This is a genomic window from Pandoraea soli, from assembly GCF_902459595.1.
Lineage (GTDB): Bacteria > Pseudomonadota > Gammaproteobacteria > Burkholderiales > Burkholderiaceae > Pandoraea > Pandoraea cepalis.
Window position 1 is genome coordinate 52,618 of record NZ_CABPSG010000005.1, and the last position, 26,363, is coordinate 78,980.

At 64.1% G+C, this 26,363-nt stretch carries 22 protein-coding genes; 7 read left to right on the forward strand and 15 right to left on the reverse strand.

Annotated elements, in window-relative coordinates:
* Positions 1 to 9: 9 nt before the first annotated feature.
* The 8 genes from ubiB to PSO31014_RS10615 all read right to left on the reverse strand — a co-directional run bounded on the left by ubiB (position 10) and on the right by PSO31014_RS10615 (position 11,095).
* Positions 10 to 1,575: a ubiquinone biosynthesis regulatory protein kinase UbiB gene (gene ubiB, locus PSO31014_RS10580; protein WP_150551588.1), complete on the reverse strand. Its 1,566-nt coding sequence runs from the start codon at positions 1,573 to 1,575 to the stop codon at positions 10 to 12.
* Positions 1,576 to 1,578: 3 nt separating this feature from the next.
* On the reverse strand, positions 1,579 to 2,214 hold the full coding sequence (locus PSO31014_RS10585) for a ubiquinone biosynthesis accessory factor UbiJ (RefSeq protein ID WP_174976471.1): 636 nt from the start codon (positions 2,212 to 2,214) through the stop codon (positions 1,579 to 1,581).
* Between the two features lie 145 nt (positions 2,215 to 2,359).
* A complete protein-coding gene (locus tag PSO31014_RS10590; RefSeq protein WP_150551590.1) occupies positions 2,360 to 3,349 on the reverse strand; it encodes a Tim44 domain-containing protein in 990 nt (329 codons plus the stop codon).
* Positions 3,350 to 3,557: 208 nt separating this feature from the next.
* Entirely contained in the window at positions 3,558 to 4,292 is a 735-nt protein-coding gene (ubiE, locus tag PSO31014_RS10595) for a bifunctional demethylmenaquinone methyltransferase/2-methoxy-6-polyprenyl-1,4-benzoquinol methylase UbiE (RefSeq protein WP_150551591.1), read from the reverse strand.
* 58 nt (positions 4,293 to 4,350) lie between these two features.
* A complete protein-coding gene (locus PSO31014_RS10600) occupies positions 4,351 to 4,764 on the reverse strand; it encodes a gamma-butyrobetaine hydroxylase family protein (protein ID WP_150551592.1) in 414 nt (137 codons plus the stop codon).
* Between the two features lie 79 nt (positions 4,765 to 4,843).
* Positions 4,844 to 5,281, reverse strand: a complete 438-nt coding sequence (locus PSO31014_RS10605) for an HIT family protein (RefSeq protein ID WP_246176601.1) — start codon at positions 5,279 to 5,281, stop codon at positions 4,844 to 4,846.
* A 74-nt stretch (positions 5,282 to 5,355) separates the two neighbouring features.
* Complete coding sequence (locus tag PSO31014_RS10610) at positions 5,356 to 7,047, reverse strand: Na+/H+ antiporter (protein ID WP_150551594.1); 1,692 nt, start codon at positions 7,045 to 7,047, stop codon at positions 5,356 to 5,358.
* A 52-nt stretch (positions 7,048 to 7,099) separates the two neighbouring features.
* Complete coding sequence (locus tag PSO31014_RS10615) at positions 7,100 to 11,095, reverse strand: DUF3683 domain-containing protein (RefSeq protein ID WP_150551595.1); 3,996 nt, start codon at positions 11,093 to 11,095, stop codon at positions 7,100 to 7,102.
* 574 nt (positions 11,096 to 11,669) lie between these two features.
* Here PSO31014_RS10615 and PSO31014_RS10620 point away from each other — a divergent pair.
* A complete protein-coding gene (locus tag PSO31014_RS10620) occupies positions 11,670 to 12,128 on the forward strand; it encodes a (2Fe-2S)-binding protein (RefSeq protein WP_130024938.1) in 459 nt (152 codons plus the stop codon).
* Between the two features lie 15 nt (positions 12,129 to 12,143).
* Positions 12,144 to 14,366: a xanthine dehydrogenase family protein molybdopterin-binding subunit gene (locus PSO31014_RS10625; protein WP_246176584.1), complete on the forward strand. Its 2,223-nt coding sequence runs from the start codon at positions 12,144 to 12,146 to the stop codon at positions 14,364 to 14,366.
* A gap of 215 nt (positions 14,367 to 14,581) precedes the next feature.
* Here the strand turns inward: PSO31014_RS10625 and PSO31014_RS10630 are convergent, their stop codons facing one another.
* Positions 14,582 to 15,181, reverse strand: coding sequence for a YqaA family protein (locus tag PSO31014_RS10630; RefSeq protein WP_150551596.1), 600 nt, complete (start codon positions 15,179 to 15,181; stop codon positions 14,582 to 14,584).
* A 143-nt stretch (positions 15,182 to 15,324) separates the two neighbouring features.
* Here PSO31014_RS10630 and PSO31014_RS10635 point away from each other — a divergent pair, with 143 nt between their 5' ends.
* The 4 genes from PSO31014_RS10635 to queF all read left to right on the forward strand — a co-directional run bounded on the left by PSO31014_RS10635 (position 15,325) and on the right by queF (position 19,399).
* Positions 15,325 to 15,945 carry a nucleotidyltransferase family protein gene (locus PSO31014_RS10635; protein WP_150551597.1) on the forward strand — a complete coding sequence of 207 codons (621 nt, stop codon included), beginning with the start codon at positions 15,325 to 15,327 and terminating at the stop codon, positions 15,943 to 15,945.
* Positions 15,946 to 16,066: 121 nt separating this feature from the next.
* Entirely contained in the window at positions 16,067 to 17,596 is a 1,530-nt protein-coding gene (gene ilvA / locus PSO31014_RS10640) for a threonine ammonia-lyase, biosynthetic (RefSeq protein ID WP_150551598.1), read from the forward strand.
* 56 nt (positions 17,597 to 17,652) lie between these two features.
* Positions 17,653 to 18,585, forward strand: a complete 933-nt coding sequence (locus tag PSO31014_RS10645) for a 5'-nucleotidase (protein WP_130024935.1) — start codon at positions 17,653 to 17,655, stop codon at positions 18,583 to 18,585.
* Positions 18,572 to 19,399, forward strand: a complete 828-nt coding sequence (queF, locus tag PSO31014_RS10650) for an NADPH-dependent 7-cyano-7-deazaguanine reductase QueF (protein WP_150551599.1) — start codon at positions 18,572 to 18,574, stop codon at positions 19,397 to 19,399. The genes PSO31014_RS10645 and queF overlap by 14 nt, the downstream gene beginning before the upstream one ends.
* 67 nt (positions 19,400 to 19,466) lie before the next feature.
* On the opposite strand, the gene PSO31014_RS10655 is transcribed toward queF, so the two are convergent.
* The 6 genes from PSO31014_RS10655 to PSO31014_RS10680 form a co-directional block, all read right to left on the reverse strand.
* Complete coding sequence (locus tag PSO31014_RS10655) at positions 19,467 to 19,988, reverse strand: CDC27 family protein (RefSeq protein ID WP_150551600.1); 522 nt, start codon at positions 19,986 to 19,988, stop codon at positions 19,467 to 19,469.
* Positions 19,985 to 20,440: a hypothetical protein gene (locus PSO31014_RS10660; RefSeq protein WP_150551601.1), complete on the reverse strand. Its 456-nt coding sequence runs from the start codon at positions 20,438 to 20,440 to the stop codon at positions 19,985 to 19,987. Before PSO31014_RS10660 ends, PSO31014_RS10655 begins: the two co-directional genes overlap by 4 nt.
* A 156-nt stretch (positions 20,441 to 20,596) precedes the next feature.
* Positions 20,597 to 21,289, reverse strand: coding sequence for a pyridoxamine 5'-phosphate oxidase family protein (locus tag PSO31014_RS10665; RefSeq protein WP_150551602.1), 693 nt, complete (start codon positions 21,287 to 21,289; stop codon positions 20,597 to 20,599).
* Positions 21,290 to 22,111: 822 nt separating this feature from the next.
* The gene (locus tag PSO31014_RS10670; protein WP_150551830.1) at positions 22,112 to 22,498 is read right to left on the reverse strand and encodes a RidA family protein; all 387 of its coding nucleotides are present in this window, start codon (positions 22,496 to 22,498) and stop codon (positions 22,112 to 22,114) included.
* 45 nt (positions 22,499 to 22,543) lie between these two features.
* Positions 22,544 to 24,034 (reverse strand): N-acyl-D-amino-acid deacylase family protein, encoded by a 1,491-nt coding sequence (locus PSO31014_RS10675; protein ID WP_150551603.1) that lies wholly within the window; start codon positions 24,032 to 24,034, stop codon positions 22,544 to 22,546.
* Position 24,035: 1 nt separating this feature from the next.
* Positions 24,036 to 24,917 carry a MurR/RpiR family transcriptional regulator gene (locus PSO31014_RS10680; RefSeq protein ID WP_150551604.1) on the reverse strand — a complete coding sequence of 294 codons (882 nt, stop codon included), beginning with the start codon at positions 24,915 to 24,917 and terminating at the stop codon, positions 24,036 to 24,038.
* Between the two features lie 164 nt (positions 24,918 to 25,081).
* Between PSO31014_RS10680 and PSO31014_RS10685 the strand changes: the two genes are divergently transcribed.
* Complete coding sequence (locus PSO31014_RS10685; protein ID WP_150551605.1) at positions 25,082 to 26,353, forward strand: amino acid deaminase; 1,272 nt, start codon at positions 25,082 to 25,084, stop codon at positions 26,351 to 26,353.
* Positions 26,354 to 26,363: the final 10 nt, after the last annotated feature.

Genomic DNA, 26,363 nt, shown 5'->3' on the forward strand with positions numbered 1-26,363 from the left:
CCTCTATTTTCAGAATCCGCCGTAGAGCCAGACAAACGCCGTCAACACGCCGATGGCGACGCCGCCCACCAGACAGAACGCGCCCGTCAGCAGCCGATTCGTGCGGCGCTGCTCCTGAAGTAACGCGAGCAGCACGGTGTCATCCTGCGGACGCGCGTGCGCGGCGAGCGCCTGGTGGATGAGCCGCGGCAGCTGCGGCATCGTCTTGCTCCACTGCGGCACTTCGGCCTTCAGCCGTTCAAGCCAGCCGCGCGGGCCAATCTGCTCGGCCATCCACCGTTCGAGGAACGGCTTGGCCGTCTTCCACAAATCCAGATCCGGGTCGAGCTGACGGCCGAGGCCTTCGATATTGAGCAGCGTCTTTTGCAGCAACACGAGCTGCGGCTGGATTTCGACGTTGAAGCGACGCGACGTCTGGAACAGGCGCATGAGCACGAGTCCGAGCGAAATCTCCTTGAGCGGGCGGTCGAAGTAAGGCTCGCAGACGGCGCGAATCGCCCCTTCGAGTTCTTCCACGCGCGTGTCGGCCGGCACCCAGCCCGACTCCAGGTGCAGCGACGCCACCCGGTGGTAGTCGCGACGGAAGAACGCGAGGAAGTTCTGCGCGAGGTAGTTCTTGTCGAACTCGGACAACGCGCCGACGATGCCGCAGTCGAGTGCGATGTACCGGCCGAACGTTGCAGGGTCGAGGCTGACCAGGATATTGCCCGGATGCATGTCGGCGTGGAAGAAGCCGTCGCGCAGGAACTGCGTGAAGAAGATCTCGACGCCCTCGCGCGCGAGCTTCTTGAGGTCGACGCCCGCCTCGCGCAGCACATCGATCTGGCTGATGGGCACGCCGTGCATGCGCTCCATCACGAGGACCGAGCTGGAGCTGAATTCCCAATAAATCTCGGGCACCATCAGCATGCCCGAATCGATGAAGTTGCGGCGAAGTTGCGCGGCGTTGGCGGCTTCGCGCATCAGGTCCAGTTCGTCGTGCAGATACTTGTCGAATTCCGCGACCACTTCACGCGGCTTGAGCCGCTTGCCGTCCGGCCACAACCGTTCGACCCAACCGGCTAGATCGCGCATGAGCGCAAGATCGCTGTCGATCACGTTGAGCATATTCGGTCGGAGGACCTTGACCGCGACTTGCTTGCCGGCGTGCTCACCGTCGCGAACCCGGGCGAAGTGCACCTGCGCGATCGATGCGCTCGCGACCGGGGTGCGCTCGAATTCCACGAAGGCTTCTTCGAGCGGATGGCCCAGCGACTTCTCGATGCTCGCACGCGAAACCGCCGGATCGAACGGGGGCACCTGATCCTGGAGACGCGCCAGTTCCTGCGCGATATCGGGCGGCATCAGATCGCGGCGCGTCGAGAGTACCTGCCCGAACTTCACGAAAATCGGCCCCAGCGATTCGAGCGCGAGGCGCAGGCGTTCGCCGCGCGGCGCTTTGAGCCCACGGCGTCCGAACGACAACACGCGCAGCAGCCCGCGTGCGGCGGGATGGGGAATGCTCGACAGCACCAGTTCGTCGAGCCCGTATCGGTAGCTGACGAAAAAGATCTTGATCAGACGCAGAAGGCGCATCGTTCAGCGACCTCCAAGGGGGCGGGATACCGCGGCGGCTGCCCCGTCGCGCCCGGCCGTCTGGCGTTCGAGCTTCTCCAGGCGCTTTTCCAGCCGCGCGAGATCGTCGCGCAGCGTGCCGATGCCGCTGCGCATCGCATCGAGGCGCCCACGCCCGACCAGCAGCGGGTTCTCTTCCACGAGGTAATCGGCGAGCGAGCGCGCCAGCGTGCCGCCGGTGCGGCGTGCGCCGGCCACCGCTGCCTTGCCCGTTTCGGTCACCCGGTGCGCCGCGGCGTCGCCGATCACCTTGCTCAGGTCTTCGGCCACCTCCCAGCGCAGATGCTGGGCCAGATAGGAGACCGTATTGGCAAACTCGGCATCGCCTTCGATCTTGACGTGTCGCATGACGGCCGCCTGACCACCGCCCGCGAAATCGGCGAGCGCCGCCGGCGGCACCGCGATGCTGACGTCGCAAGACAGGTTGGCATCGGCGGCGACCAGATAGCCGTCGTCGCCCACGCGCAGACGCAGGTCGATGGCCGACATGGCCAGCCGGGCAGACGCCCCGATGTGATGGCGCAGACGGTCTCGCGCCCACGGTTCGCGGGCAAGCAAGTGGTTCACAGTGGCGGCAAAGGCTTTGGCGGCTACGGTCATGAGCTTGGCGGCCGGCCGACGATGAGCGCCGGTCGTACCGAAAGACGCCGCCCGGCAACGATCGGCGGACGGCAAAAACAAAAGAGCCCGCGCTTCAGACGCGGGCTCTCATTGTAAGGCAGGTTACGGCAAAACCGTCGTGCGCTTAGCTAGCCTGTTGAATCCCGGCGAGCACCCAGCCGCCGCTACCGGTCACCGGCTTGGTCAGGTTCCATACTTCGTTGAACGGCTCAGCCGCGGCACCCTCGGCTTCGCGGATCAGGCCCGAGAAACGAACGCTTGCCACATACTCGACGGCCGATTCCTCGATGCCGAGCAGTTCGGCGTTGAGTTGCACGACGTCCGTGCGGTTGGCCGACTTGCCGCGCTCTTCGAGGTCCATCTTGATTTCCGCGAACATCTGCGGCGTGGTGAACTCGTTGATATCGGCCTGATCACCTTTGTCCCAGGCGGCTTGCAGACGGTTGAAGTACACCTTGGCACTGCGCAGGAAACCGTCGACATCGAAGCCGGCCGGCACGCCGAACGGGGCGGCTGCGGCAGCGGCACCCGCAGCGGCGGGCACGCCCGACAGCGACGGCTGGGCCGACGACGCCGGTTGTGCCGGTTGTGCCGGTTGTTGCGACTGGCTGTCCCACGACTGGCGCAGCGTGTTGTTCGACGCGTCGTTACCCGCGCCAGCGTATGCCGGCGTCTGGGACTGCGACTTATTGCCGCGGAAACGACGGATCAGCCACATCACGGCGAAGGCGATCAGCGCAATCATGATGACGTTGGCCATCATGCTGGCGAACGCGCCGCCCAGGCCGAAGTGCGAAAGCAGGGCCGCGATCCCGAGACCGGCCGCCAGACCGGCGATCGGGCCGAGCCAGCGATTGGCCGGCTTGGCGGCAGCCGCGGCCCCTGCGGCACCGGCCCCTGCAGCCGCCGGTGCGGCTTGCTGCGGTGCGGTGCCCGGCGTGGCTTGCGTCGGTTGTTGCGGCGCTTGCTGGCGCTGCGTCACGGTGCTGGACTGCTTGCCGATGCTCCGGCCGCCGCCAACGCGTTTGGCATCGGCGTCCGCGATCGTCATGCCGACCGCCACTACGCCGGCCACCACGCCCAACAACAGCTTGTTTTTCAGGAACTGGAACATCGTTCTGGTCTCTCCGTGGAGTTTATAGGTTGCTGTCTACTGACAGGCGTCAACCGGAATGGTTCAGCACTTTTTTACGTACCGAAACCAAATGAGGCGACGGCCGATTCTGCCACAGCAGAATTAGCTTGTTCTTAGAGAAACGCCCCGGCGCGGTTTTTTTCCGCAGTCCGGGGCGCTGGGGTGCGTCAGGTAAGTGAGTGCGGACTCAGAATTTGCGTCCGATATGCAGCGCGACGACCCCTGCGGTCAGGTTGTGATATTCCACACGTTCGAGACCGGCCTGTTCCATCAGGGACTTGAGCGTTTCCTGGTCCGGGTGCATGCGAATCGACTCGGCCAGATAGCGGTAGCTGTCGGCGTCGCCCGCAATGCGCGAACCGAGCCACGGCAGCACCTTGAACGAATAGGTGTCGTACGCCTTTTCGAGCGGCTGCCAAACCTTCGAGAACTCCAGCACCATGACCTTGCCGCCCGGCTTGATCACGCGGCGCATTTCGGCGAGCGCGGCGTCCTTGTGCGTCATGTTGCGCAGGCCAAACGCCACGGTGACCACATCGAAATAGTTCGACGGGAACGGCAGCTTTTCGGCGTCGCACAGCAGGGCCGGGGTGACGATACCCGCGTCGAGCAGGCGGTCGCGCCCCACGCGCAGCATCGATTCGTTGATGTCGGTGAGCCAGACTTCGCCGGTCGGGCCGGCCGCGCGCGCAAACGCCTTCGAGAGGTCGCCCGTGCCGCCCGCGATGTCGAGCACCTTGAAGCCGGGGCGCACGGCGGCGCGTCCGATCGTGAAGGCTTTCCAGATCCGGTGCAGTCCGCCCGACATCAGGTCGTTCATGACGTCGTACTTGCTCGCGACCGAATGGAACACCTCGGCGACCTTGCCGGCCTTTTCCTTCTCGTCGACGGTTTCATAACCGAAGTGGGTCTGTTCGCCCATTGCAATCTCCCAAATTCATGTAGGCGGGCGCCACACGCACGTGCGCACCGCCGGGGCCTCAATGGTGGTGGCAGCCACCCGCAGCCGGCGACGACATCGGCGTGTCGCGACCGACACCCGCTGCCGCGAGCTTGTCCAGGTATTCCTGCCACAGCGCGCTCTGACGCACGCACAGCTCGTAGAGGTAATCCCACGAATAGATGCCGGTATCGTGTCCGTCCGAAAACACGGGGCGCACCGCGTAGTTGCCGATCGGCTCGAGGCCGTTCAGTTCGACATCGCGCTTGCCGGTTTGCAGCGTCTCCTGCCCCGGGCCGTGGCCGCGCACTTCCGCCGACGGCGAGAGTACGCGCAGGAATTCGAACGGCAGGCGGTAGTGTGTTCCGTCCTCGTAGCCCAGTTCCAGCACCTTCGATGTGCGATGCAGCGTCAAGGAAACGGGAATCGGCGTGTCTTTCTCAAGCCCAGCCATGGTCTTGCTCCAGAATAATCGGTCGGTGCGCCGACATGCGACACATCGGCCGGCAGTATAGCCGCTCAGGCCTCAACGGTCATGCCGGCCACGCGGGGAGACGATTCAATTCCGCCACCAGGGCACCGCGCAGGGCGGGTGTCCAGGCGGCGCGCTCGGCGAGCACCGCCGCCGGCACCTCGCGTTGCGGCGCGCTCCAGACCGAGCCGGGAAAGTGAACGTCGTCGCGATATCGCGGAATCACGTGCCAGTGCACGTGCGGCACCATGTTGCCCAGACTCGCCACGTTGATCTTGTGCGGCGACATGACCGTGCGCTGGGCTGTCTCGACGGCGAACACGGCGCGCATCACATGCTCGCGCGCCGCCGCGGGCAGATCGCTCATTTCGGCGACGTGGGCATGCCAGATCACCCGAGCGAAGCCCGGGTAGCCGTTCTCGTTCGCCAGCACCACGCGCAGTACCGGGTCGCGCCATACGACGTCGCCGCTCTCTCCGGTGCAAAACGGACATTCCATCATGATTCTTCCCTCGTTTGCCCTGCCCTCGCCGTGTGCGCCGCAGACGGTTCAGGTCAGTGCTGTCAGTGCTCTCATCGCTTGTTGCGCTTGTAACGTTTGCCGGTGGCCGGGTCGACCGGGCCGAGCGCAAGTTCGGCGAAGTCGATCTCGCCGATCAGTTCGCGCAGCGTCTCGTCGTTGATTCGGTGCGCCATGCGCAGACGCGACAGTTCCCCGCGCTCGGCCTGCAGGGCGGCAGCGCGCAGCCGGCGTTCGACTTCGACCTCACGCACCGCGCGCACGCGCATCTCGTCGTCGGTAGCGTTCGATGCATTGAGCGTGCGGCGATACCGCCCCATCACCCGCGCGGCCGCTTCGGCGCATACGGCAGTGTCGAGTTCGTCGCCCGACTTCGCAATGACTTTTTGCAGCGATTCGACAGTGCGAATCGCTGCCTCCGACGCCGCGAGGCGCGCCTCGCCCATCTCACGATTGCGCGGGTCCTCGACCGGCCAGCGCACGCCACGCAGCAGGAACGGCAAACCGAGGCTGCCGCCGATAAGCGAGAGCAGAATCACGCCAGCGGCCAGGAAAATCAGCAGATCGCGCCCCGGAAACGGCGCGCCGCCCGGCAGGGCCAGCGGCACCGAGAGCGCACCGGCCAGCGTCACGGCGCCGCGCACGCCCGAGAGGGCCGTCACGCCAGTGAAGCGCATGCCGGGCTTCATTGTGATTTCGCCACGTCGCATACCGAGAAAATACATCACGCGCCACGCCACCCACACCCAGCAGAAGCGCAGCACGATGAGCACCGCCGAAATCGCGCCGACGTATCCCAACAGTTGGCCGAGATTGAGCAGCGTTCCCCAATGCGGCTGACCCGGCTGCAGCGCCGCGCGCACGATGTCCGGCAATTGCAGGCCGAGCAGCACGAACACCGCGCCATTGAACACGAATTCGAGCATCGACCACACCCCGTTACCGAGAATACGGGTGGCGGTGCGGGTATTGAGCAAATCGGTCGAGCTGACCGTCATGCCGGCGGCCACGGCCGCGAGAATGCCCGAGAAGCCGAAATGTTCGGCCAGCAGATAGGCGGCGAACGGCATGAGCAACAGCAACAGCACGACCGTCGCCGGCTCTTCGGTGGACGCCGCCATCACGCGGCGATGGAACTGCGTGAACAGCCACGTCACGGCCCAGCCGGCGAGCAGGCCGCCCAGCGCGATGACGAAAAACGAGAATGTGGCGTTGCCGATCGAAAAGAGTCCCGTCGTCGCGGCCACGATGGCGAACTTGAACGCGACCAGGCCCGATGCGTCGTTCATCATCGCCTCGCCTTCGAGCACGTGCATGAGCCGCGTGGGCATCTTCAGGCGTCCGGTAAGAGCGGAGACGGCCACGGCATCGGTTGGCGAGAGCACGCCGCCGAGCGCGAACGCCACGGCGAGCGGAATCGACGGAATCATCCAGTGGATGAAATAGCCCACGCCGAGCACCGTGAAGATCACCAGGCCGAGCGCCATCGCGACGATCGGCACGCGCAGGTGCCAGAACTCGCGTTTGGGCATGCGCCAGCCGTCGGCGAAGAGCAGCGGCGGGATGAACAGCAGGAAGAAAATCTCGGGGTCGAGATCGATGTGCAGCCCCGCGCCCGGAAAAGCGAGCGCGGCGCCCACAGCGATCTGAACGAGCGGCACCGGCAGAAACTTGACGTAGCTGACCAGCACGCCGGTCAGCGCCACCACAAACAGCAGGATCAGCGCGGTGAAGACTACGTCCACGCCGCCTCCGTTGGCCGTCGGTCAGGCATCGGCCGCGCCCCCGAGCGGGCCATCAGACCAGCACGCGTTCGATGCCGCCGTGGTTCGCATCCTTGACATAGTCCACCAGCCACTCGTCGCCCAGCACATGCTTGGCGATTTCCACGACGATATAGTCCGCCGTGATGTCGGCGTCGTCGTTATAGCGCGACAGCCCTTGCAGGCACGACGGGCAGCTCGTCAGAATCTTGACGTCCTCGACCTTGCCGTCCGCGCGCAGCTTCGCCGCGCCCTTGCGCATCTCCTCTTCCTTGCGGAAGCGGATCTGCGTCGAGATGTCCGGACGGGTGACCGCCAACGTGCCCGACTCACCGCAGCACCGATCGTTCTTCTCGATCTTGTAGCCGTCGTGCTCGCTGCCCATCAACTGATTCACGAGCTTGACCGGATCCATCGTCTTGATCGGCGTGTGGCACGGGTCGTGATACATGTAGCGCGTACCGTTCACGCCTTCGAGCTTCACATCCTTCTCGAGCAGGTATTCGTGGATGTCGACGATACGGCAGCCCGGGAATATCTTCTCGAATTCATAGCCGGCGAGCTGATCGTAGCAAGTGCCGCACGACACGACCACGGTCTTGATATCGAGATAGTTCAGCGTGTTCGCCATGCGGTGGAACAGCACGCGATTGTCCGTCACGATCTTCTCGGCCTTCTCGCCCTGCCCCGAGCCGCGCTGCGGATAGCCGCAGCACAGATAGCCCGGCGGCAGCACCGTCTGCACGCCCACGTGCCAGAGCATCGCCTGCGTGGCGAGTCCGACCTGCGAGAACAGACGCTCCGAGCCGCAGCCCGGGAAATAGAACACCGCTTCCGAATCGACCGTGGTCGTCTTCGGATTGCGAATGATCGGCACCACCTTGTTGTCTTCAATGTCGAGCAGTGCGCGCGCCGTCTTCTTCGGCAGGTTGCCCGGCATCTTCTTGTTGACGAAGTGGATCACTTCCTCGCGCAGCGGCGGCTTGCCCACCGTCGAGGGCGGGCGTGCCGTTTGCTTCTTCGCGAGCTTCTTGAAGATGTCCGCGCCGAAACGCTGCGCCTTGTAACCCCAGTCGATCATCACCTTGCGGGTGATGTTGATCGTCTCCGGGTTCGTCGCGTTCAGGAAGAACATGCCGGCGGCCGCGCCCGGATTGAACTTCTTCTTGCCCATCTTGCGCAGCAGGTTGCGCATGTTCATCGTCACGTCGCCGAAGTCGATCTTCACCGGGCACGGCGTCACGCACTTGTGGCAGACCGTGCAGTGATCGGCCACGTCATTGAACTCATCCCAGTGCTTGATCGACACACCGCGACGCGTCTGCTCTTCGTACAGGAACGCCTCGATGAGCAGCGACGTCGCGAGAATCTTGTTGCGCGGGCTGTAAAGCAGGTTCGCGCGCGGCACGTGCGTGGCGCACACCGGCTTGCACTTGCCGCAGCGCAGGCAGTCCTTCACGCTGTCGGCGATCGCGCCGATATCCGACTGCCGCATGATCAGCGACTCATACCCCATCAGCCCGAAGCTGGGCGTATAGGCATTGCGCAGGTCGGCGGGCAGGTCGGGCAGGTCGAGCAGCTTGCCCTTGTTGAAGCGCCCTTCCGGATCCACACGTTGCTTGTACGCGCGGAATTCGCCGATCTCGGCTTCCGTCAGGAACTCCAGCTTGGTGATGCCGATACCGTGTTCGCCCGAGATCACGCCATCGAGCGAACGCGCGATGGCCATGATGCGTGCCACCGCCTTGTGCGCATCCTGGAGCATCTCGTAGTTATCCGAGTTCACCGGGATGTTCGTGTGCACATTGCCGTCGCCCGCGTGCATGTGCAGGGCGACGAACACGCGGCCGTGCAGCACGCGCTTGTGAATCGCTTGCGCTTCCTCCAGGATCGGCTTGAACTCCCCGCCCGAGAAAATCTTGCGCAGTTCCCCGCGGATCTCCTGCTTCCACGACACGCGCACCGTACGATCCTGCAGCAGGTCGATGAGACGGGTTTGCGGTTGCTTGTTCAGCCGATCATTGAGCGCCACGTTGAGGTCGCGAACGCCATGACGGTTGAGCAGCGGAATCGCCTCGGCCAGCGGCAGTTCGAAATGATCGCGCAGGAACACCCAGCGCGCGCGCACATCGCGCAGCAGCGTGAGTGCCGTTTGCACACGATCTTCCAGCAGTTCGGCCGACGGAATCTCGTTGGCGTCGTCTGTCTTGCCCAGCGGCAGATTGCCGGCGTCGAAAAACGCTTCGAGCGCGTCGACCAGTTGCAGCTTGTTCTTGAGCGACAACTCGATGTTGATGCGTTCGATGTGATCCGTGTACTCGCCCATGCGCGGCAGCGGGATCACCACGTCTTCATTGATCTTGAAGGCATTGGTGTGGCGCGCGATGGCGGCGGTACGCGAGCGGTCGAGCCAGAACTTCTTGCGGGCTTCGGCCGACACCGCGACGAAACCTTCGCCGCTCTTGCCGTTGGCCATGCGAATGACTTCCGACGTCGCCTGAGCGACGGCGTTGTCGTCGTCGCCAACGATATCGCCGATCAGCACCATCTTCGGGAACGCATTGCGCTTCGACTTCGTGGCATAGCCCACGGCGCGCAGATAGCGTTCGTCCAGATGCTCCAGGCCAGCCAGAATCGCGCCGCCGGCAGCCGTCTGCGCGAACATATAGTCCTTGATCTCGACGATGCTCGGAATCGCTTCCTTCGCCTGGCCGAAGAACTCCAGACACACCGTGCGCGTGTGCGCGGGCATCTTGTGCAGAATCCAGCGCGCGCTCGTGATCAGACCATCGCAGCCTTCCTTCTGAATGCCCGGCAGACCGGCGAGGAACTTGTCCGTCACATCCTTGCCGAGCCCTTCCTTACGGAAACGCTTGCCTTCGATGTCCAGTTTTTCCGTCTTGAGCAGCACGGCGCCCGGCGCGTAATTGCCGTCGAACCACGTCAACTCGAAGCGTGCGACCGGAATGTCGTGAATCTTGCCGAGATTGTGATCGAGACGGGTGACCTCGAGCCAATTGCCCTGCGGGTCGACCATGCGCCACCACGCGAGGTTATCGAGCGCGGTGCCCCACAGCACGGCCTTCTTGCCGCCGGCGTTCATCGCCACGTTGCCACCGATGCACGATGCGTCGATCGACGTCGGGTCGACCGCGAACACCAGACCGGCACGCTCGGCGGCCTCGGCGACACGACGCGTCACCACCCCGGCGCCCGAAAAAATCGTCGGCACCGGCTGGTCAACGCCCGGCAGCGCCGAGTACTCGACCTCATCGAGCTGCTCAAGCTTTTCCGTATTGATCACGGCCGAGAACGGCGTGAGCGGAATCGCGCCCCCCGTGTAGCCGGTGCCGCCTCCGCGCGGAATGACCGTCAGTCCCAACTCGAAGCACCCCTTCACCAGCGCCGCCATTTCGGCTTCGCTATCCGGGGTGAGCACGACGAACGGATACTCCACGCGCCAGTCCGTCGCGTCCGTCACATGCGAGACGCGCGACAGACCGTCGAACTTGATGTTGTCGTGCGCGGTCGTGCGGCCCAGCACCTTCTTCGCGCGACGGCGCAGCTCGGCCATCTTCGCGAACTCCTCGGCGAAGTCCGCCACGGCGCGGCGTGCCGCCACCTCCAGTTGCTCCACACGGGCGGCGCGTTCGCGGCCGTTCGCATCGGCGTTCGCGGCCACATCCGCGCGGCGACGCTTGTCGATCTCGTTCAGACGGTGGTCCAGCGCGTCGATCAACAGCTTGCGGCGCTTCGGATTGTCGAGCAGGTCGTCCTGCAGATACGGATTGCGGCGAACCACCCAGATATCGCCGAGTACCTCGTAGAGCATGCGGGCCGAGCGGCCGGTGCGGCGCTCTGCGCGGAGTTCGTCGAGGATGTGCCAGGCGTCGGCGCCCAGCAGGCGCATCACGATCTCGCGGTCCGAAAACGACGTGTAGTTATAGGGGATCTCACGCAGTCGCGGCGGCTGGGCGGCGACCGCATGCTTGGCGTCGTGCGGCTCGAAGGCGGGCAAGGGTGCGTTCATCTTGTCGGGCTCGTCAATGCGGCGGTGCATCCGCCGTCGGCGTTCGTCTCGCGAGACGCGCCGAAAGTCAAAATCGGGTAAGCGCAATGGATGCCGGCGGCGGGCGCAATGGATGCGCGCGGGCCGGCAACAGACGATCTGCGGTCAACGAGATCGACGACTGCCGTGCGAAGACGTCGATGACGAATCGTGTCCGATCATCGCGTAGAAACACAGGGGGGTGAGGCAGTTCGTGCGCATGCCCAGATCTTTCTTCCGGCTTGGGAACAGGTTGGTAGGGGAATGTAGCCAGAATTGTACTTCATTGCACCGCAACACGTCGGCGCCGCGCCGAATTCGCCGCGAGGCGCGAGATTCCCCTCCTTCCCGACGCTCCGGCGCGTTCACTGCCGCGTTGACCGCCCCTACACGAGCGCCGGTCCCTTCATATTCCCGCCATATCGCCGCCATTCCTGCCGGCCGCTATATCCGAATCGATACAACGACTTATGACACACGCCTGCGCTGAAACTTTCACCAAATGGGAGTATGTTTTGCCGATCCCCGGTCTCTCCACCCGTCAAGAGGTGTCTCTATGGTCTCGTTTCAACTGAACGGCCGTGCCGTGCAGGTCGATGTCGACCCGGCCACTCCCCTGCTCTGGACCCTGCGCGACGCGCTCAACATGACCGGCACCAAGTTCGGTTGCGGCATGGCGCTGTGCGGCGCGTGCACCGTGCATCTCGACGGTGCGCCCATCCGAAGCTGCATTACCCCGGTCTCCGCCGTCGCGGGAAAAGCCATCACCACCATTGAAAACGTCGGGGCGGACGCCGTCGGGCGTGCTGTGCAGAACGCCTGGGTGAAGCACGACGTGCCCCAGTGCGGCTACTGCCAGAGCGGCCAGATCATGTCCGCCACGGCGTTGCTGCGCGAGAACAAACAGCCCAACGACGAACAGATCGACGCCGCCATGTCCGGCAATATCTGCCGTTGCGGCACCTACGCCCGCATTCGTGCGGCGATCAAAGACGCTGCGGCGTCGCTGGCCTGAGGCGAGGAGATACCCATGCGTGAACTTCGCTTTTCCCCGCGCCCTGGCGTCGCCGTGGGCGACTTCGCCGGCCTGACGCGCCGAGTATTTCTCAAGACCTCAGCGCTTGCGGCCGGTGGCCTCATGCTCGAAATGTCGCTGCCCGGCGCCATGCGAGCAGCCAGCGCCCAGGGCGCGGCCGCCACGCCCGTCGTGCCCTCGGCCTTCGTGCGCATTGCCCCGGACGACACCGTCACCATCCAGGTCAACCGCCTCGATTTCGGACAAGGCGTGCAGACGGCGCTGCCCATGCTCGTCGCCGAAGAACTCGATTGCGACTGGGCCAAAGTGCGCAGCGAGCTGGCGCCGGCGGCCGACGTCTACAAAGACCCCGTGTTCGGCATCCAGATGACGGGGGGCTCGGGCTCCGTCGCGCATTCGTGGCTGCAATACCGGCGCATTGGCGCATCTGCGCGGGCCATGCTCGTCGCGGCCGCGGCGCAGCAGTGGAAAGTGCCGGCGGCGCAGTTGCGTACCGAGAACGGCGTCGTGCTCGGCCCGAACGGCCAGCGCGCCACTTACGGCAGTCTTGCCGCGCGCGCGCAGGCGCAGCCGGTGCCGGCCGATGTCGCGCTCAAGGAACCTTCGGCGTTCCGCCTGCTTGGCAAGCCGACGGGACGGCTCGACGCGCGGGCCAAGTCCATGGGCGTGCCGATGTACGGCATGGACTTCAAGCTGCCGAACCTGAAAGTTGCTGTCGTTGCTCGCCCGCCCGTGTTCGGTGCCAAAGTGAAGCAGTTCGACGCCAAAGCTGCGAGGGCGGTCAAGGGCGTGCGCGATGTCCTTGAGATCCCGGACGACCGAGGCGGCACCGCCGTGGCCGTCATTGCCGATGGCTACTGGCAGGCCAAGACCGGGCACGACGCGCTCAAGGCCACGTGGGACACGACGGGCGTCGAGCATGTCGACACGACTGCGCAACTGGCCAAATACGTGGAAACGGCCAAGACCCCGGGCACGGTCGCGATCGACGCGGACATCTCCAAGCTCAAGGGTGCGCCCAAGACCCTCGTTGCCGAATACCACTTCCCGTACCTGGCGCATGCGCCGATGGAGCCGCTCAACTGCACCGTGCAGCTTTCCGACAAGGGCGCGCAAGTGTGGACCGGCACGCAGTTCCAGACCGTCGACCAGGCCGCCATTGCGCGCACGCTCGACCTCAAGCCCGAGCAGGTCAAACTGCACACACTCATGGCGGGCGGCGGATTTGGCCGCCGCGCGGTCCCGACGTCCGACTATGGCGTCGAGGCGGCCCAGGTGGCGAAAGCGTGGCGGCGTGCGGGGCATCGTGAGCCGGTGAAAGTGATCTGGAGCCGGGAAGACGACATCCGTGGCGGCTACTACCGTCCGATGTACGTCCATCGTGCAGAGATCGGCCTGGATGCCAAGGGCAACGTGCTGGCGTGGGATCACACCATCGTGGGTCAGTCGATTTTGCAGGGCACGCCGTTCGAAAAGATGATGGTCAAGAACGGCATCGACGGCACCAGCGTCGAGGGCATTGCGGGCACCCCATATGCGGTGCCGTTGCGGCTCACCTTGCATAGTCCGCAGGTCAATGTGCCGGTGCTGTGGTGGCGGTCCGTGGGCAACACGCATACGGCGTACGTCATGGAAACATTGATAGACGAATTGTCGAAGGAAGCGGGTCAGGATCCGGTGGCGTATCGGTATGGGTTGATGGGTGACAAGCATCCACGACACCGGGAGGCGTTGGCGTTGGCGGTTGAACGTTCCGGCTATGGAAAGACGGCATTACCGTCGGGCCAGGCGTGGGGTGTGGCGGTGCATGAGTCGTTTGATTCCGTGGTGGCGTACGTTGTCGTAGCGGAGATGCGAAATGAAATGCCGCGATTGGTGAGCGTGACGGCGGGGGTGCATTGCAATTTCGCGGTCAATCCGTTGACGGTGGCGGCGCAGGTCGAGGGGGCGGCCTTGATGGGGTTGGGGATGACGATACCGGGTGCGGCGATCACGATGAAGGATGGAGAAGTTGAGCAGAGCAACTTCCATCAATACATGGTGGCGCGTTTGCCCGACATGCCGGCAATCGGTGTGCACATTGTGGGTTCGGGGGATGCCCCGACGGGGATGGGTGAGCCGGGATTGCCGCCGTTGGCGCCGGCGTATGCGAACGCGATATTTGCGTTGACGGGAAAGCGGATGCGGGCGTTGCCGTTCGACCTGACGAAGGCGTAACGGAGCAGGAGGCAAGGCGTAGCGCAAGCGCACGTCGGGCGGATTGGGTTTGGGAAAGCGTGACGGTTGGCCGGACCGGGGCCCCTTTCTGCAGCGAGTTGGGTTTATGTCTGAGAGGCGGAAAGGGGCCCCGGTCCGGCCTCTCGGGCATAGGAAGAAGGAAGCGCGGGGCAGGACCACCGGTGTGTGTGTCAGTCTAGGCGTCAGCCCGGTCGTCAGCCAATGAGCAGGTGTTTAAAGGGCGCAAAGATGCCGTGCCAAAACGACTCGGGCACGCGCAGCATCAGAAACGTGACGGCGACATAGCGAAGCGTCTTGCCGACGGCGATAAAGAAGAGGCATTCGCGCCAGGACAGTCGGAGCCATCCGGCGAGGGTACAGAGCGGGTCGCCGATCACGGGAAGCCAGGAGAGCAGGAGCAGGGGTGGGCCGAAGCGGCGCATCCAGCGGTGATAGCGCTCGTTCATCGGGGCTTGTCCGTTGGGGCGCTTCGTGCTGGCGGGCTCTGGCATCGGGCCGCCCGCGAGTGCGGCGGTACGGGCGTGTGCGCGTCGGCGGGCTTTCAGGCGAACGAAGCCGCGGCGAGCGGCGAAGCCCATCCACCAGTCGAGCATGCCACCAGCGGTATTGCCTATGCTGGCCACAGCGATGGCGGTCCAGAGCATATCTGGATTGAGCGTCACGTAGCCGAACAGCGCGGGCTCCGAGCCCATGGGCAGAAGTGTGGCCGACAGAAACGACACCAGGAAAATGGCCGGCAAGCCGACGCCGGGCAGGGCCAGCACGCCGAGCAGCCAGGTGATGAACGACTCCATGCAACTCCGGGAAAAGACAAAAACGACCGAAAAAATGGCGGTAACCCTGCCACCATGACCGACCGGACGGTCGGTGCATCCCGCATGAAGGGTACGCACACGCGTTTGGCAGAAACAAAGAGTCTGGCGCATAATGCACGACCATGACCCGACCCTCGACGCCGCCCGTGGCCATTCTACTGGCAGGCGGACTCGGTACCCGCTTCGATGCGGCGGGGCGCCGGAACAAGCTGCTCGCGCCGCTGCCTGGCGATCCTCTGAACCGACCCGTTGCCCTTGCCAGCGCCCACGCGCTGCTGGCCGTATTGCCGCGCGTCATCGCGGTCGTACGCCCGGACTCGGCCGAGTTGGAGAGCGTGCTGTTGCAAGCCGGTTGCGAAGTTGTCATGAGCCACGCCACTCAACGCGGCATGGGCGCAACGCTCGCCGCCGGCATCCGGTCCGGTGTCGACGAAGCGCCGCCCTCGGGGCTCGAACATCTCGACGGCTGGCTCATCGCGCTGGCCGACATGCCCTACATTCATCCGAACACCATTCGCGCGATTATCGGCGGACTCACGTCGCCCGAGGCCATCGTCGCCCCGAGTTACCAGGGACAACGCGGCCACCCGGTCGCGTTCGGTTCTGCCCTGACATCGCGCCTGAGCGCCCTCGATGGCGACATCGGCGCGCGCGACCTGTTGATTAGCGGGCACATTACGATCGTCGATGTCGACGACGCCGGAATCGTGCGCGACATCGACACCCCAGACGACCTTCGCTAGGGCGCGCACTCTCCTTTCCCGTTTTTTCCCGAGAAACCAAGCGCGACCGCCCCGGCGGACGTGCTGGTCTATCATTGTCCTTTCGTTCCTCGATGTGCCTAACCTGAAGAAGCCTTAAATCATGTCCGACGCAGCTCCCGACTATCTGAAGAAGATTCTGACCGCCAAAGTCTACGACGTCGCCAAAGAAAGCGAACTCGAACTCGCACGCACGCTCTCCATGCGTCTGCACAATCGAATTTATCTCAAGCGCGAAGACAATCAGACGGTGTTCTCCTTCAAGATTCGGGGCGCATACAACAAGATGGCCAACCTGAGCGAAGCCGACCGCGAGCGCGGCGTGCTCACCGCATCGGCGGGCAATCACGCGCAAGGCGTCGCGTACTCTGCTGCGCGCCTCGGTTGCAAGGCCGTCATCGTCATGCCCGTCACCACGCCGCAGGTGAAAGTCGAGGCCGTGAAGACCCATGGCGGGCGCGCCGTCGAAGTCGTGCTCGCGGGCGACTCCTACAGCGACGCCTACGCCCACGCGATGACATTGCAAGAAGAACGCGGCCTGACCTTCGTGCCCCCGTTCGACGACCCCGACGTCATCGCCGGCCAGGGCACCATCGCCATGGAAATTCTGCGCCAGCATCAGGGACCGCTGCATGCCATCTTCGTGCCCATCGGCGGTGGCGGCCTGGCCGCGGGCGTGGCGGCCTACGTCAAAGCCGTTCGGCCCGAGATCAAAGTCATTGGCGTGCAATCCGTCGACTCCGACGCCATGGCTCAATCGATCCACGCTGGAGAACGTGTCCTGCTGAGCGACGTCGGCCTCTTCGCCGACGGCACCGCCGTCAAATACGTCGGCGCCGAGACCTTCCGCCTGTGCGCGGCCTATCTCGACGAAGTCGTGCGCGTGGACACCGACCAACTTTGCGCCGCCATCAAAGACGTCTTCCAGGACACCCGCAGCGTGCTCGAACCGTCGGGCGCCTTGTCCGTGGCCGGGGCCAAGCTCTACACCGAGCGCGAAAAGCTCAAAGGAGAAACGCTCGTCGCGATCACCTCCGGCGCCAACATGAACTTCGACCGCCTGCGCTTCGTGGCCGAACGTGCCGAAGTCGGTGAAGCCCGCGAAGCCGTGTTCGCCGTCACCATTCCCGAAGCGCGCGGCAGCTTCAAGCGCTTCACCGAAGTGGTGGGCACCCGCAACGTGACCGAGTTCAACTACCGTATCAGCGAAGCGTCGAGCGCCCACATCTTCGTGGGTATCCAGATGCACAACCGCGACGAAGGCGAGCGCATCAAAGCCGGCTTCGAACGCCACGGGTTTCCCACGCTCGACCTGTCCAACGACGAACTCTCCAAGCAGCACATCCGCTATATGGTCGGCGGCCGCTCCGCACTCGCCAGCCATGAAGTGCTGTACCGCTTCCAGTTCCCGGAGCGTCCGGGCGCGCTGATGACATTCCTCTCGGCCATGAGCCCGAACTGGAACATCAGCCTGTTCCACTACCGGAACCAGGGGGCCGACTACAGCAATATCCTCGTGGGGATCCAGGTGCCCGACAACGAGAAGGCCGCGTTCCGCGACTTCCTCGCCACGCTCGGCTATCCTTACTGGGACGAGAGCGACAACCCGGTCTACAAGCTGTTCCTCGCTTAAGCCGGCCCGATAGACGCCGCCGCTCACCGCCTCACGACAGAAGTTTCGCTGCCACCATGCCGATCACGCTCGAGAACAAACTCGTTGTCGCGATATCCTCGCGCGCGCTGTTCGACTTCGAAGAAGAGAACCGCGTGTACGAGGCCGGGGTGGCCGGCGGCGACGACCGATCGTACCGGCAGTACCAGCTCGACCGACTCGACGTGCCCGCGCGCGTGGGCGTCGCCTTCCCGCTCGTGCAGAAGCTCCTCGCCTTCAACCAGGGCAACGAGATCGACAGCCACCGCGTGGAAGTCGTCGTCCTCTCGCGCAACGATCCCGTGAGCGGCATGCGCGTGTTTCGTTCGGCGCGTCAGGTCGACCTCAAGATCGAGCGTGGCGTCTTCACGCGCGGGCGCGATCCGTTCGGTTATCTCAACGCGCTGGGCGCGCACCTGTTCCTCTCCGCGAACGAGCGCGACGTGCGAAGTGCGCTGGTGGCGGGCTTTCCTTCCGCGCGCGTCTATCCCGACTCGGCGAAAAAAGCCGAGCTGCATCCCGACGAAATTCGTATCGCCTTCGACGGCGACGCCGTGCTCTTCTCCGACGAAGCCGAGCGGGTCTTCCAGCGCAATGGCCTCGACGCGTTCCAGCAGCACGAGACCGAACGTGCCGCGACCCCGCTGCCGCCTGGACCGTTCAAGCCGCTGTTGCAGGCCCTGCATCGCCTGCAGAGCCTGGCGGGCCACGAAGTGCCGGTCAAGATCCGCACGGCGCTGGTCACGGCGCGCTCGGCCCCGGCCCACGAGCGGGCCATCCGCACGCTGATGGACTGGAAAATCGACATCGACGAGGCGATGTTCCTGGGTGGGCTCGACAAGGGCGCGTTCCTGCGCGAATTCGAGCCCGATTTCTTCTTTGACGATCAGACACGCCACTGCGAGTCCGCCGCGCGGGTGAGCCCGACCGGACACGTGATCAGTGGCATTGCCAACCATGACCACGCCTGACCAATCTCCGCTCGGCAAGGAAGTTGCCTACACCGAGCAATACGACCCGTCCCTGCTCTTCGCGATCGCGCGTGCCCCGGCGCGCGCGGCCATCGGCGTACCCGACGTCCTGCCGTTCTTCGGCGCGGACATCTGGAACGGCTACGAACTCTCGTGGCTCAATGAAAAGGGCAAGCCGCAGATCGCGCTACTCACCGCCATGGTGCCGGCCGATTCGCCGAACATCATCGAGTCGAAATCGTTCAAGCTGTATCTCGGCTCGTTTGCCCAAACCAAACTGGCCAACGCCGATGCCGCCCGGGCGTTGATTCAGCAGGATCTGTCCGAAGCCGCGGGCGCGGCGGTACAGGTGCGTCTCGTCGAGCCGGGCGGCTTCGCCAAGCTCGAACTCGACGAACTCGACGGCCTGCTCGTCGATCGGCTCGATATCGACACGGATATCTATTCGCCGGATGCGACCTTGCTCAAGGCCGCGCAGGGCGAAGCGCCCGTGGAGGAAACCCTCGTCTCGAATCTGCTCAAGTCCAACTGCCCGGTGACAGGACAACCCGACTGGGGCAGTTTGCAGATTCGCTACGTTGGCTCGCCCATCGATCAGGAAGGGCTGCTGAAGTACGTGATTTCGTATCGGCGCCACACGGGCTTTCACGAGCAATGCGTGGAAGGCATCTTCATGGACATCCTGCGCCAATGCCGACCGACCCAGTTGGCCGTCTATGCACGCTACACGCGCCGTGGCGGACTCGATATCAACCCGTTCCGCACCAACTTCACGTTGCCGATGCCGGACAACGCCCGCACGGCTCGCCAATAAGTCGAGGGCGAAAAAAAGCGACGGGTTGATGAGGCCCGTCGCCAATCCGCGCACATCTGGAGGGACGTCAGCGCATGAAGCTGACGCGGGCCATCATCCGGCGGGCCGCGTTGCCCACGTTGGCATACTTGGGCAGACCGGCACAGCGTTGCAGCGTTTCCTTCATGGCGCGATAGGCCGCGTCGAACTGGCGCAACTCGATCAGGCACTCGCCGACGCGATACATCGGGCCTGGCGACGCCTCGTCCAACAACGCCGCCGCCATGAACAGCGACAGCGCCGCCTTGGGTTCACCCAGCCGTTGCACCGAGAGCGCCAGCGCCACCGCGTAGTCGGCTTCGAGCGGGCATGCCGACAACAGCGGCGCGAAGCACTCGATCGCCTGCGCGTAGTCGCCACGCTCGTAAGCCCCATAACCGCAGCGATAGGCGGCATCGCACTGCATCGCGTCCCATGCGCCGGGCGTTGGCATGCCCATCGCCGCCTGCTGCTTTTGCGCGTCGCGCACCACTGCGAGCGCCTCGTCGATCTCCTTGGCGATATGCTGCGACGATGGTCGATTGTCCTGGGGAATCTCGAACGTACTCACGGGCGGAATCCTCCCATCGTCGACTCGACTTGCGCCTGTTCGCTCAGCTCCATCGCTTCCCGCGCATCACGTCGCTTCGCCGCGGCGTAGCACACCTGACCGACGCCATACATCACCAGCATGCCCGCCAGGGTGCCCACGGTCCCACCGAAGCCATATCCCAGCTGTCCGACCCCGGTATCGCGAGAGGGGCTACCGACCGGCTTATTGGCCTCGACGCAGACGTAGACGGCGGCCGCGAGTCCCGCCAGTCCGAAGACGAGCGTTGCCAGCCCCGCGAGCCCACTGGTACATCCCACCGTGTTGACGTGGCTCGCGCTTTGAGAGCGCGAACGGACGTCGTCTGGCGTTGGCGGAAAATCGATCACGGCCTGTAGCGCATCGACCGCCTCGACGTCCGTCCGCGGTGCGTGCATCGTCGGCGCACTTCCGGGAATTGCTCCTAGTGTCACAGTCCACCTCCTCTTGGGTTAGGAGATTGAAGACTGCGCGCACTCGACGCCGCCCGCCATCGAAGTCAAACCGTAAACTTTGCGAAACGGGTACCGAAGTGTCCGTCAATGCATGGCCCGCATGTCGCGGTCCTTACGGATTGCGCCAAGCGTTCATCACGCCCCATCAACCCGCCCGAAAAATTCTGGCTTTCCGACGAACTCGGCCAGATAGTCCGGCAACGTCTGCGGCGGAAATCGAGGATCTGGCACGGGCGGTCGAAAGACTGTCGAGCATGGGAGGGTTCCGGTCCAAACCGGAGTTTCCGGCATATAACCCTCGTGATCCGAAAACTCGTTGCGAACCTTCGCGGCCACCTGATCGAGCGACAGCCGAAATACGGCCGTTGAATCAATTTCGTCGTCGCGAACGTCACGCAGCGTTTCCCATCGCCCGGGTAACGTCTGACGAAAGAATTCGCGCATAGCGCCCCGCTTGCTTTCACGGCCACTTATGACCTCCGGTCTCCCATGCAGAATGACTGACCTGAAATTCACCGAGTGATTCATGGGGCTATGACCAAGGACGAGTCCATCCATTAAGGTGACTGATAATGCAACGTCGCCTGATCTACAAGCATTCGCGAACCGCCCGTGTGCAGCGGAATGAAAATAGACGTGCTCCCCATTTCGCCAATAGGTCATGGGAATGATTTGAGGTAGGTCTGCTTCGATAAACGAAATGTGGCACACATAGCCCGAATCGAGAATTGCGTGAATAACTTCCGGCGCATATGATGCCCTGCACGCAATTCGCTTCACGCGATGCGCCTCGGTGGTTGGATAGATTTTTTGGATGTTTGCACTCATAAATAGTCGCGATGAATGGTTAAACTCCGCGGCAAGTACGTATCTGCCAAAGACCCGTGATTTTTTCGGCAGCTCCTCGTTACATTCCCGCCGCCATCAAATTTTTAGCTGACGACATCTAGTACGCCAAATCCTTCCAGCGCCACGGCTAACGTGCGCCTCAACCATTCAGCGTCGAGAAGAAGACCCGCGCTCCCCAGATCATGCGCATCGAGGAAATAGTTATATTCATTATAATTAATTAGTTATACAAACTACAAACTACGATATTCTTACGATTTTTGCAGAGAACAATGCTTCTCACGACAAGGTCAATCGTCGACAGGAATCGATCAGATTCGAAGCCACGCATTGTGCAAGAAAGTGGCTGGCGCCGTATATGGGATGGCTCTTAATCCGATCGACATCCCGAGAACCGACATCGGGGTACGTCCTCGGGGATTGGCATCCTGCCCGGCCGACTTCTCATTCGCGAGGAAGGAAGTGTCGAGTTACTGTGGGTGCGCCAGTGCAGGGAGGGCTCGGGCACATGGAGTCATATGGAGTCGCGCTTCGATGCGTGAACCGAAGCGGGTGATGCAACATCTTCGCCCGATGAGGCACTCGCTCAGAAGCGGTTGCACACCGCAACTCACGGGTGCCGTCAGCGTAACGGGTTTCACTCAGATGTCGGTGGGGCAACTGAACGTGGTCGGGCAGCACCACGCTTGACCGCACCGCGACGCGCCGCCGCAACCCGGGAGATGCGGGCGTGGTCTCTTGCCAGACATAACCCGGTCGGCGCCATCACGTCAGGTGATGCGCCGGCCGCTGCCCGCGCCCTCAGGCGGCAGGCTTCTTGTACGCCACGCAGTCCACTTCCACCTTGCAGTCGATCACCATGCTCGACACCACGCAAGCGCGTGCCGGGGGATGATCGCCGAAGTATTCCTTAAACACCTTGTTGAACGACGCGAAGTCGCGCGGATCGTCGAGCCACACGCCAATGCGCATTACATGCTCGGCGCCGTAGCCCGCTTCGGTGAGAATCGCCAACATGTTCCGGATGGCCTGATGCGACTGAGCAACGATGCCCCCGTCGATCACTTCGCCGTCTTTCATCGGGGTCTGGCCCGAGACGAACAGGAAGCCATCGGCTTCGGTCGCGCGCGCGAACGGCATGCGTTGCCCGCCAGTGCCCTGCCCGCCTTCCACGCCAAATCGTTTGATACTCATCATTGCTCCTTTCGACAAAACGGTTTCACTTTCACTTGTTCAAAGCACCGGCTGCGGCGTGCCGCGACGCACGAAGCGTCCGGCTCGTGCATTCTGCGTAGGAGCGCGATCCTGCCAAGCCAGCACGCCGTTGACCCACACCGCCGCAATACCGTACGCAGGCTGCATGGGATCGGTGAAGGTCGCGGCATCGGCCACGGTGGCCGGATCGAACAGCACCAGGTCGGCCCAATACCCCTCGCGCACCAGCCCCCGGTCCGTCAGACCAAAGCGCTCGGCGGAGAGTCCCGTCATCTTGTGGACGGCCTCGGCCAGCGGGAACAGCTGCTGCTCGCGGCTGTAGCGACCGAGCACACGCGGGAAGGCGCCCCACAGACGCGGATGCGGCAACGGATCGTTCGGCAGTCCGTCCGAGCCCACCACGGTCGCCGGATGCTGCAGAATGCGTCGCACGTCGTCCTCTTCCATGCAGTGATACACCGCGCCTGCCGGTTGCAGTCGTCGTGCCGCTTCCCACAGATCGACGCCCCAGTCGGCCGCGATCGTCGCGAGCAGCTTGCCGCCCTGTTCCGGATGCGGCTGCGACCACGTCACGAGGATGTCGAAGTCGTCCGTCACCTGCTTGAGGTCGAGCGTCGACGAACTGGCCGTGTACGGATAGCAGTCGCACCCGACCGGCTGGAAGCGCTGCGCTTGATCGAGCGCGTCTAGAATCTCCTTGCTGCGTCCCCAGTTATCGACGCCTGCACACTTCAGGTGCGAGACAACGACCGGCACGCGGGCATGACGGCCAATACGGAAGGCTTCATCAAGCGCTTCGAGAATCTCGGCGAACTCCGTGCGCAGGTGCGTCGCATAGAGACCGCCCGCCGCGGCGAGCGGCTCGGCGAGCGCGAGCACTTCCTCGGTCGGCGCGGCATTCGCGTTGGCGTAGGCCAGCCCCGTCGACAAGCCCAATGCGCCATGCTCGAGCGCTTCGCGCAGTTGCGCGCGCATGCCTTCGATTTCGGACTCGGTCGCGGGCCGGTCGAGGCGGTCCATATGGTTGCTGCGCAGCGCCGTGTGACCGATGAGCGCCGCTACGTTGATCGCGGGCTGCGCGGCGTCGAGCGCGGCGACGTAGGCGGCAAACGTCGGGTACTGGAACGCGTCGGCATCGCCCAGCAGGTTCATCGGATCGGGGGGATCGCCCTTGAGCGTGACCGGCGACGCGCTAATGCCACAGTTGCCGACCACGACCGTCGTCACGCCCTGCGAGAGCTTCGGCGTCATGTCCGGCGTGCGGACAACGTTCGTGTCGTCGTGTGTGTGCACGTCGATGAACCCCGGGCTCAATACCTGCCCGTCGCCGCGAATCTGCTGCGCGGCGTGCCAGCCCGCAAGCGCACCGGCGGGGGCGATCGTGTGGATACGGCCGTCGCGCAGCGCGACGTCGAAGCGCGCGTCGGTCATGGGCGCGCCGGAGCCGTCCGCCAGACGTACGTTGGTGATAAGGGTGTCGACCGTTCGGTTCGCGAGGCAGTCAGTCATGTCAGTCTCCCAGGGGCTGGCGATCGCCGCCGCCCCGATGCGTATCGAGTACGTATTTGATTCGCCGCAGCAGCGCTTGGCTCTGCGGCTTGGCGAGCAATGCCAGTTCGGTGGCCAGCACGTCCATCGCCAGCAGCATCGCGTAGCGCGAGGACGACGGCTTGAAAATGAAATCCGTTTCCAGGGCACGGATCGGCAGCACCTCGTCGGCCAACGCCGCGAGCGGCGAGCCGGTCGCCGTGATCGCCACCACCTGCGCGCCGTACTCGCGGGCGATCTCGCAGGCCGAGACCAGCTCTTGCGTGTGGCCGCTCACGGAGAAGGCGAGCACCACGTCGTCGCGCCCGAGCGTGCTGGCGACCATGCGGGCGAGCACGGCATCCTGATAGCTCGCGACCGGGCGTCCGAGCCGCACGAGCCGGTAACGCGCTTCGTCGGCCATCAGCGACGAGCCGCCGCCCATCCCGAAGGCGTACACCATGCGCGCCGACAGTAGCCGGGCCGCCGCGCGACGCGCGGTGTCCGGCTTGATGAGGCTGCGATGCAATTGCAACGTGGTCTGGATATCGTCGGCAATGCGGTCGATGGTTTCCGTCGAGCCGTCCGTCCCGCTCGCCGCGTTCGCGCCGAAAAAGCGCTGTCCGACGACGGCGGCTTGCGCCAGACGCAGCTTGAGATCGCGCACGTCGCGGCAGCCCATCGCCTTGGCGAAACGCGTCACGCTCGCCTCGCTCACGCCCGCGCGCTCGGCCAGCACGTTGATCGACACCGCTGCCGCGCCGGCGACATCGTCCAGCACCACCTGCGCGACCTTGCGTTCCGCCTGGCTGAGCGCCTCGCTGCGCTCGGCAACGCGCGTCACGATATCGAAGGTTTCGGGCATATCTCGGGTCCGCGCGGCCCCCTCGACGGTGGGCCGGGGGTGCCTCGCTGATAGGGTTGGCAATTTTTGTTACTTTATAACAAAATTGCGAAACACAGGTAATTAAAAGCTATTATAGGAGGCATCCAGCGGCCCTATCCGCATCGTCACGGAGATGATTTCCAATGAATGATACAAACTATCAGCACGGCATGATCGATACCCTCAACAAGGGTCTGGGGGCGATGGAAGTCCCGCTCGCCCCGTCCGCGACGGCCGGATTGGGATGGAATTTGCTGAACGAAGACCTGAGCCTGCCGACGGCCGTGCTCTATGAGGACAAGATCCGTCACAACCTCGCGTGGATGCAGCGCTTCGTGCATGAGTACGGCGTGAAGCTCGCCCCGCATGGCAAGACGACGATGGCGCCTAAGCTGTTCCGCCGTCAGCTCGAGGGTGGCGCGTGGGGCATCACGCTCGCTACGGCGCAGCAGACCCACGCCGCGTATCACCACGGTGTGCGACGCGTGCTCATGGCGAACCAGCTCGTCGGCAAGCGCAACATGGCGCTGATCGCCGATTTGCTGAAGGATCCCGATTTTGAATTCTTCTGTCTGGTGGACTCCGCCGCCGCGGTGGAGCATCTGGGCAAGTTCTTCCGCGCGCGTGGCCAGTCGATCCAGGTGCTCATCGAATTGGGCGTGACGGGCGGTCGCACCGGGGTGCGCGACGCCGCGCAGCAGCAGGCGGTGCTCGACGCCTTGGCGCAGTACCACGACGCCGTCAAGCTCGCGGGCGTGGAAGTCTATGAAGGCGTGCTGAGCGCCGAAGCGGATATTCGCGCGTTCCTGCAACGGGCGGTGAGCATCACGCGCGAGCTGGTGGCGGCGGGTCGCATCGAGCGCACGCCGGCGGTGCTGTCGGGTGCGGGTTCGGCCTGGTATGACGTCGTCGCGGACGAGTTCGCGCACAAGAACGTGGGCGCGCCGCTCGACGTCGTGTTGCGCCCGGGCTGCTATCTCACGCACGACGTCGGCATCTACAAGGCCGCGCAAGCGCAGATCGCCACGCGCAATCCGATCGCGAAGCAAATGCGCTCGCAATTGCAACCGGCGCTGCAACTCTGGGCGTATGTGCAATCGATTCCCGAGCCCGAGCGCGCGATCATTGCGCTAGGCAAGCGCGATGCGGCATTCGATGCCGGCATGCCGGAACCGGCGCTGCAGTTCCGTCCGGGCGAGAGCAAGACACCGACGGCGACACCGGCGCATTGGGAAGTCACGGGCATGATGGATCAGCACGCGTACTTGCGTATCGCCCCGGGCGACGACATCCGTGTGGGCGACATGATCGCGTTCGACATTTCGCATCCGTGTCTCACGTTCGACAAATGGCGTCATTTGCCGGTGGTCGACAGCGATTACAACGTCGTCGACATCGTGCAAACGTTCTTCTGATCGCGCATCG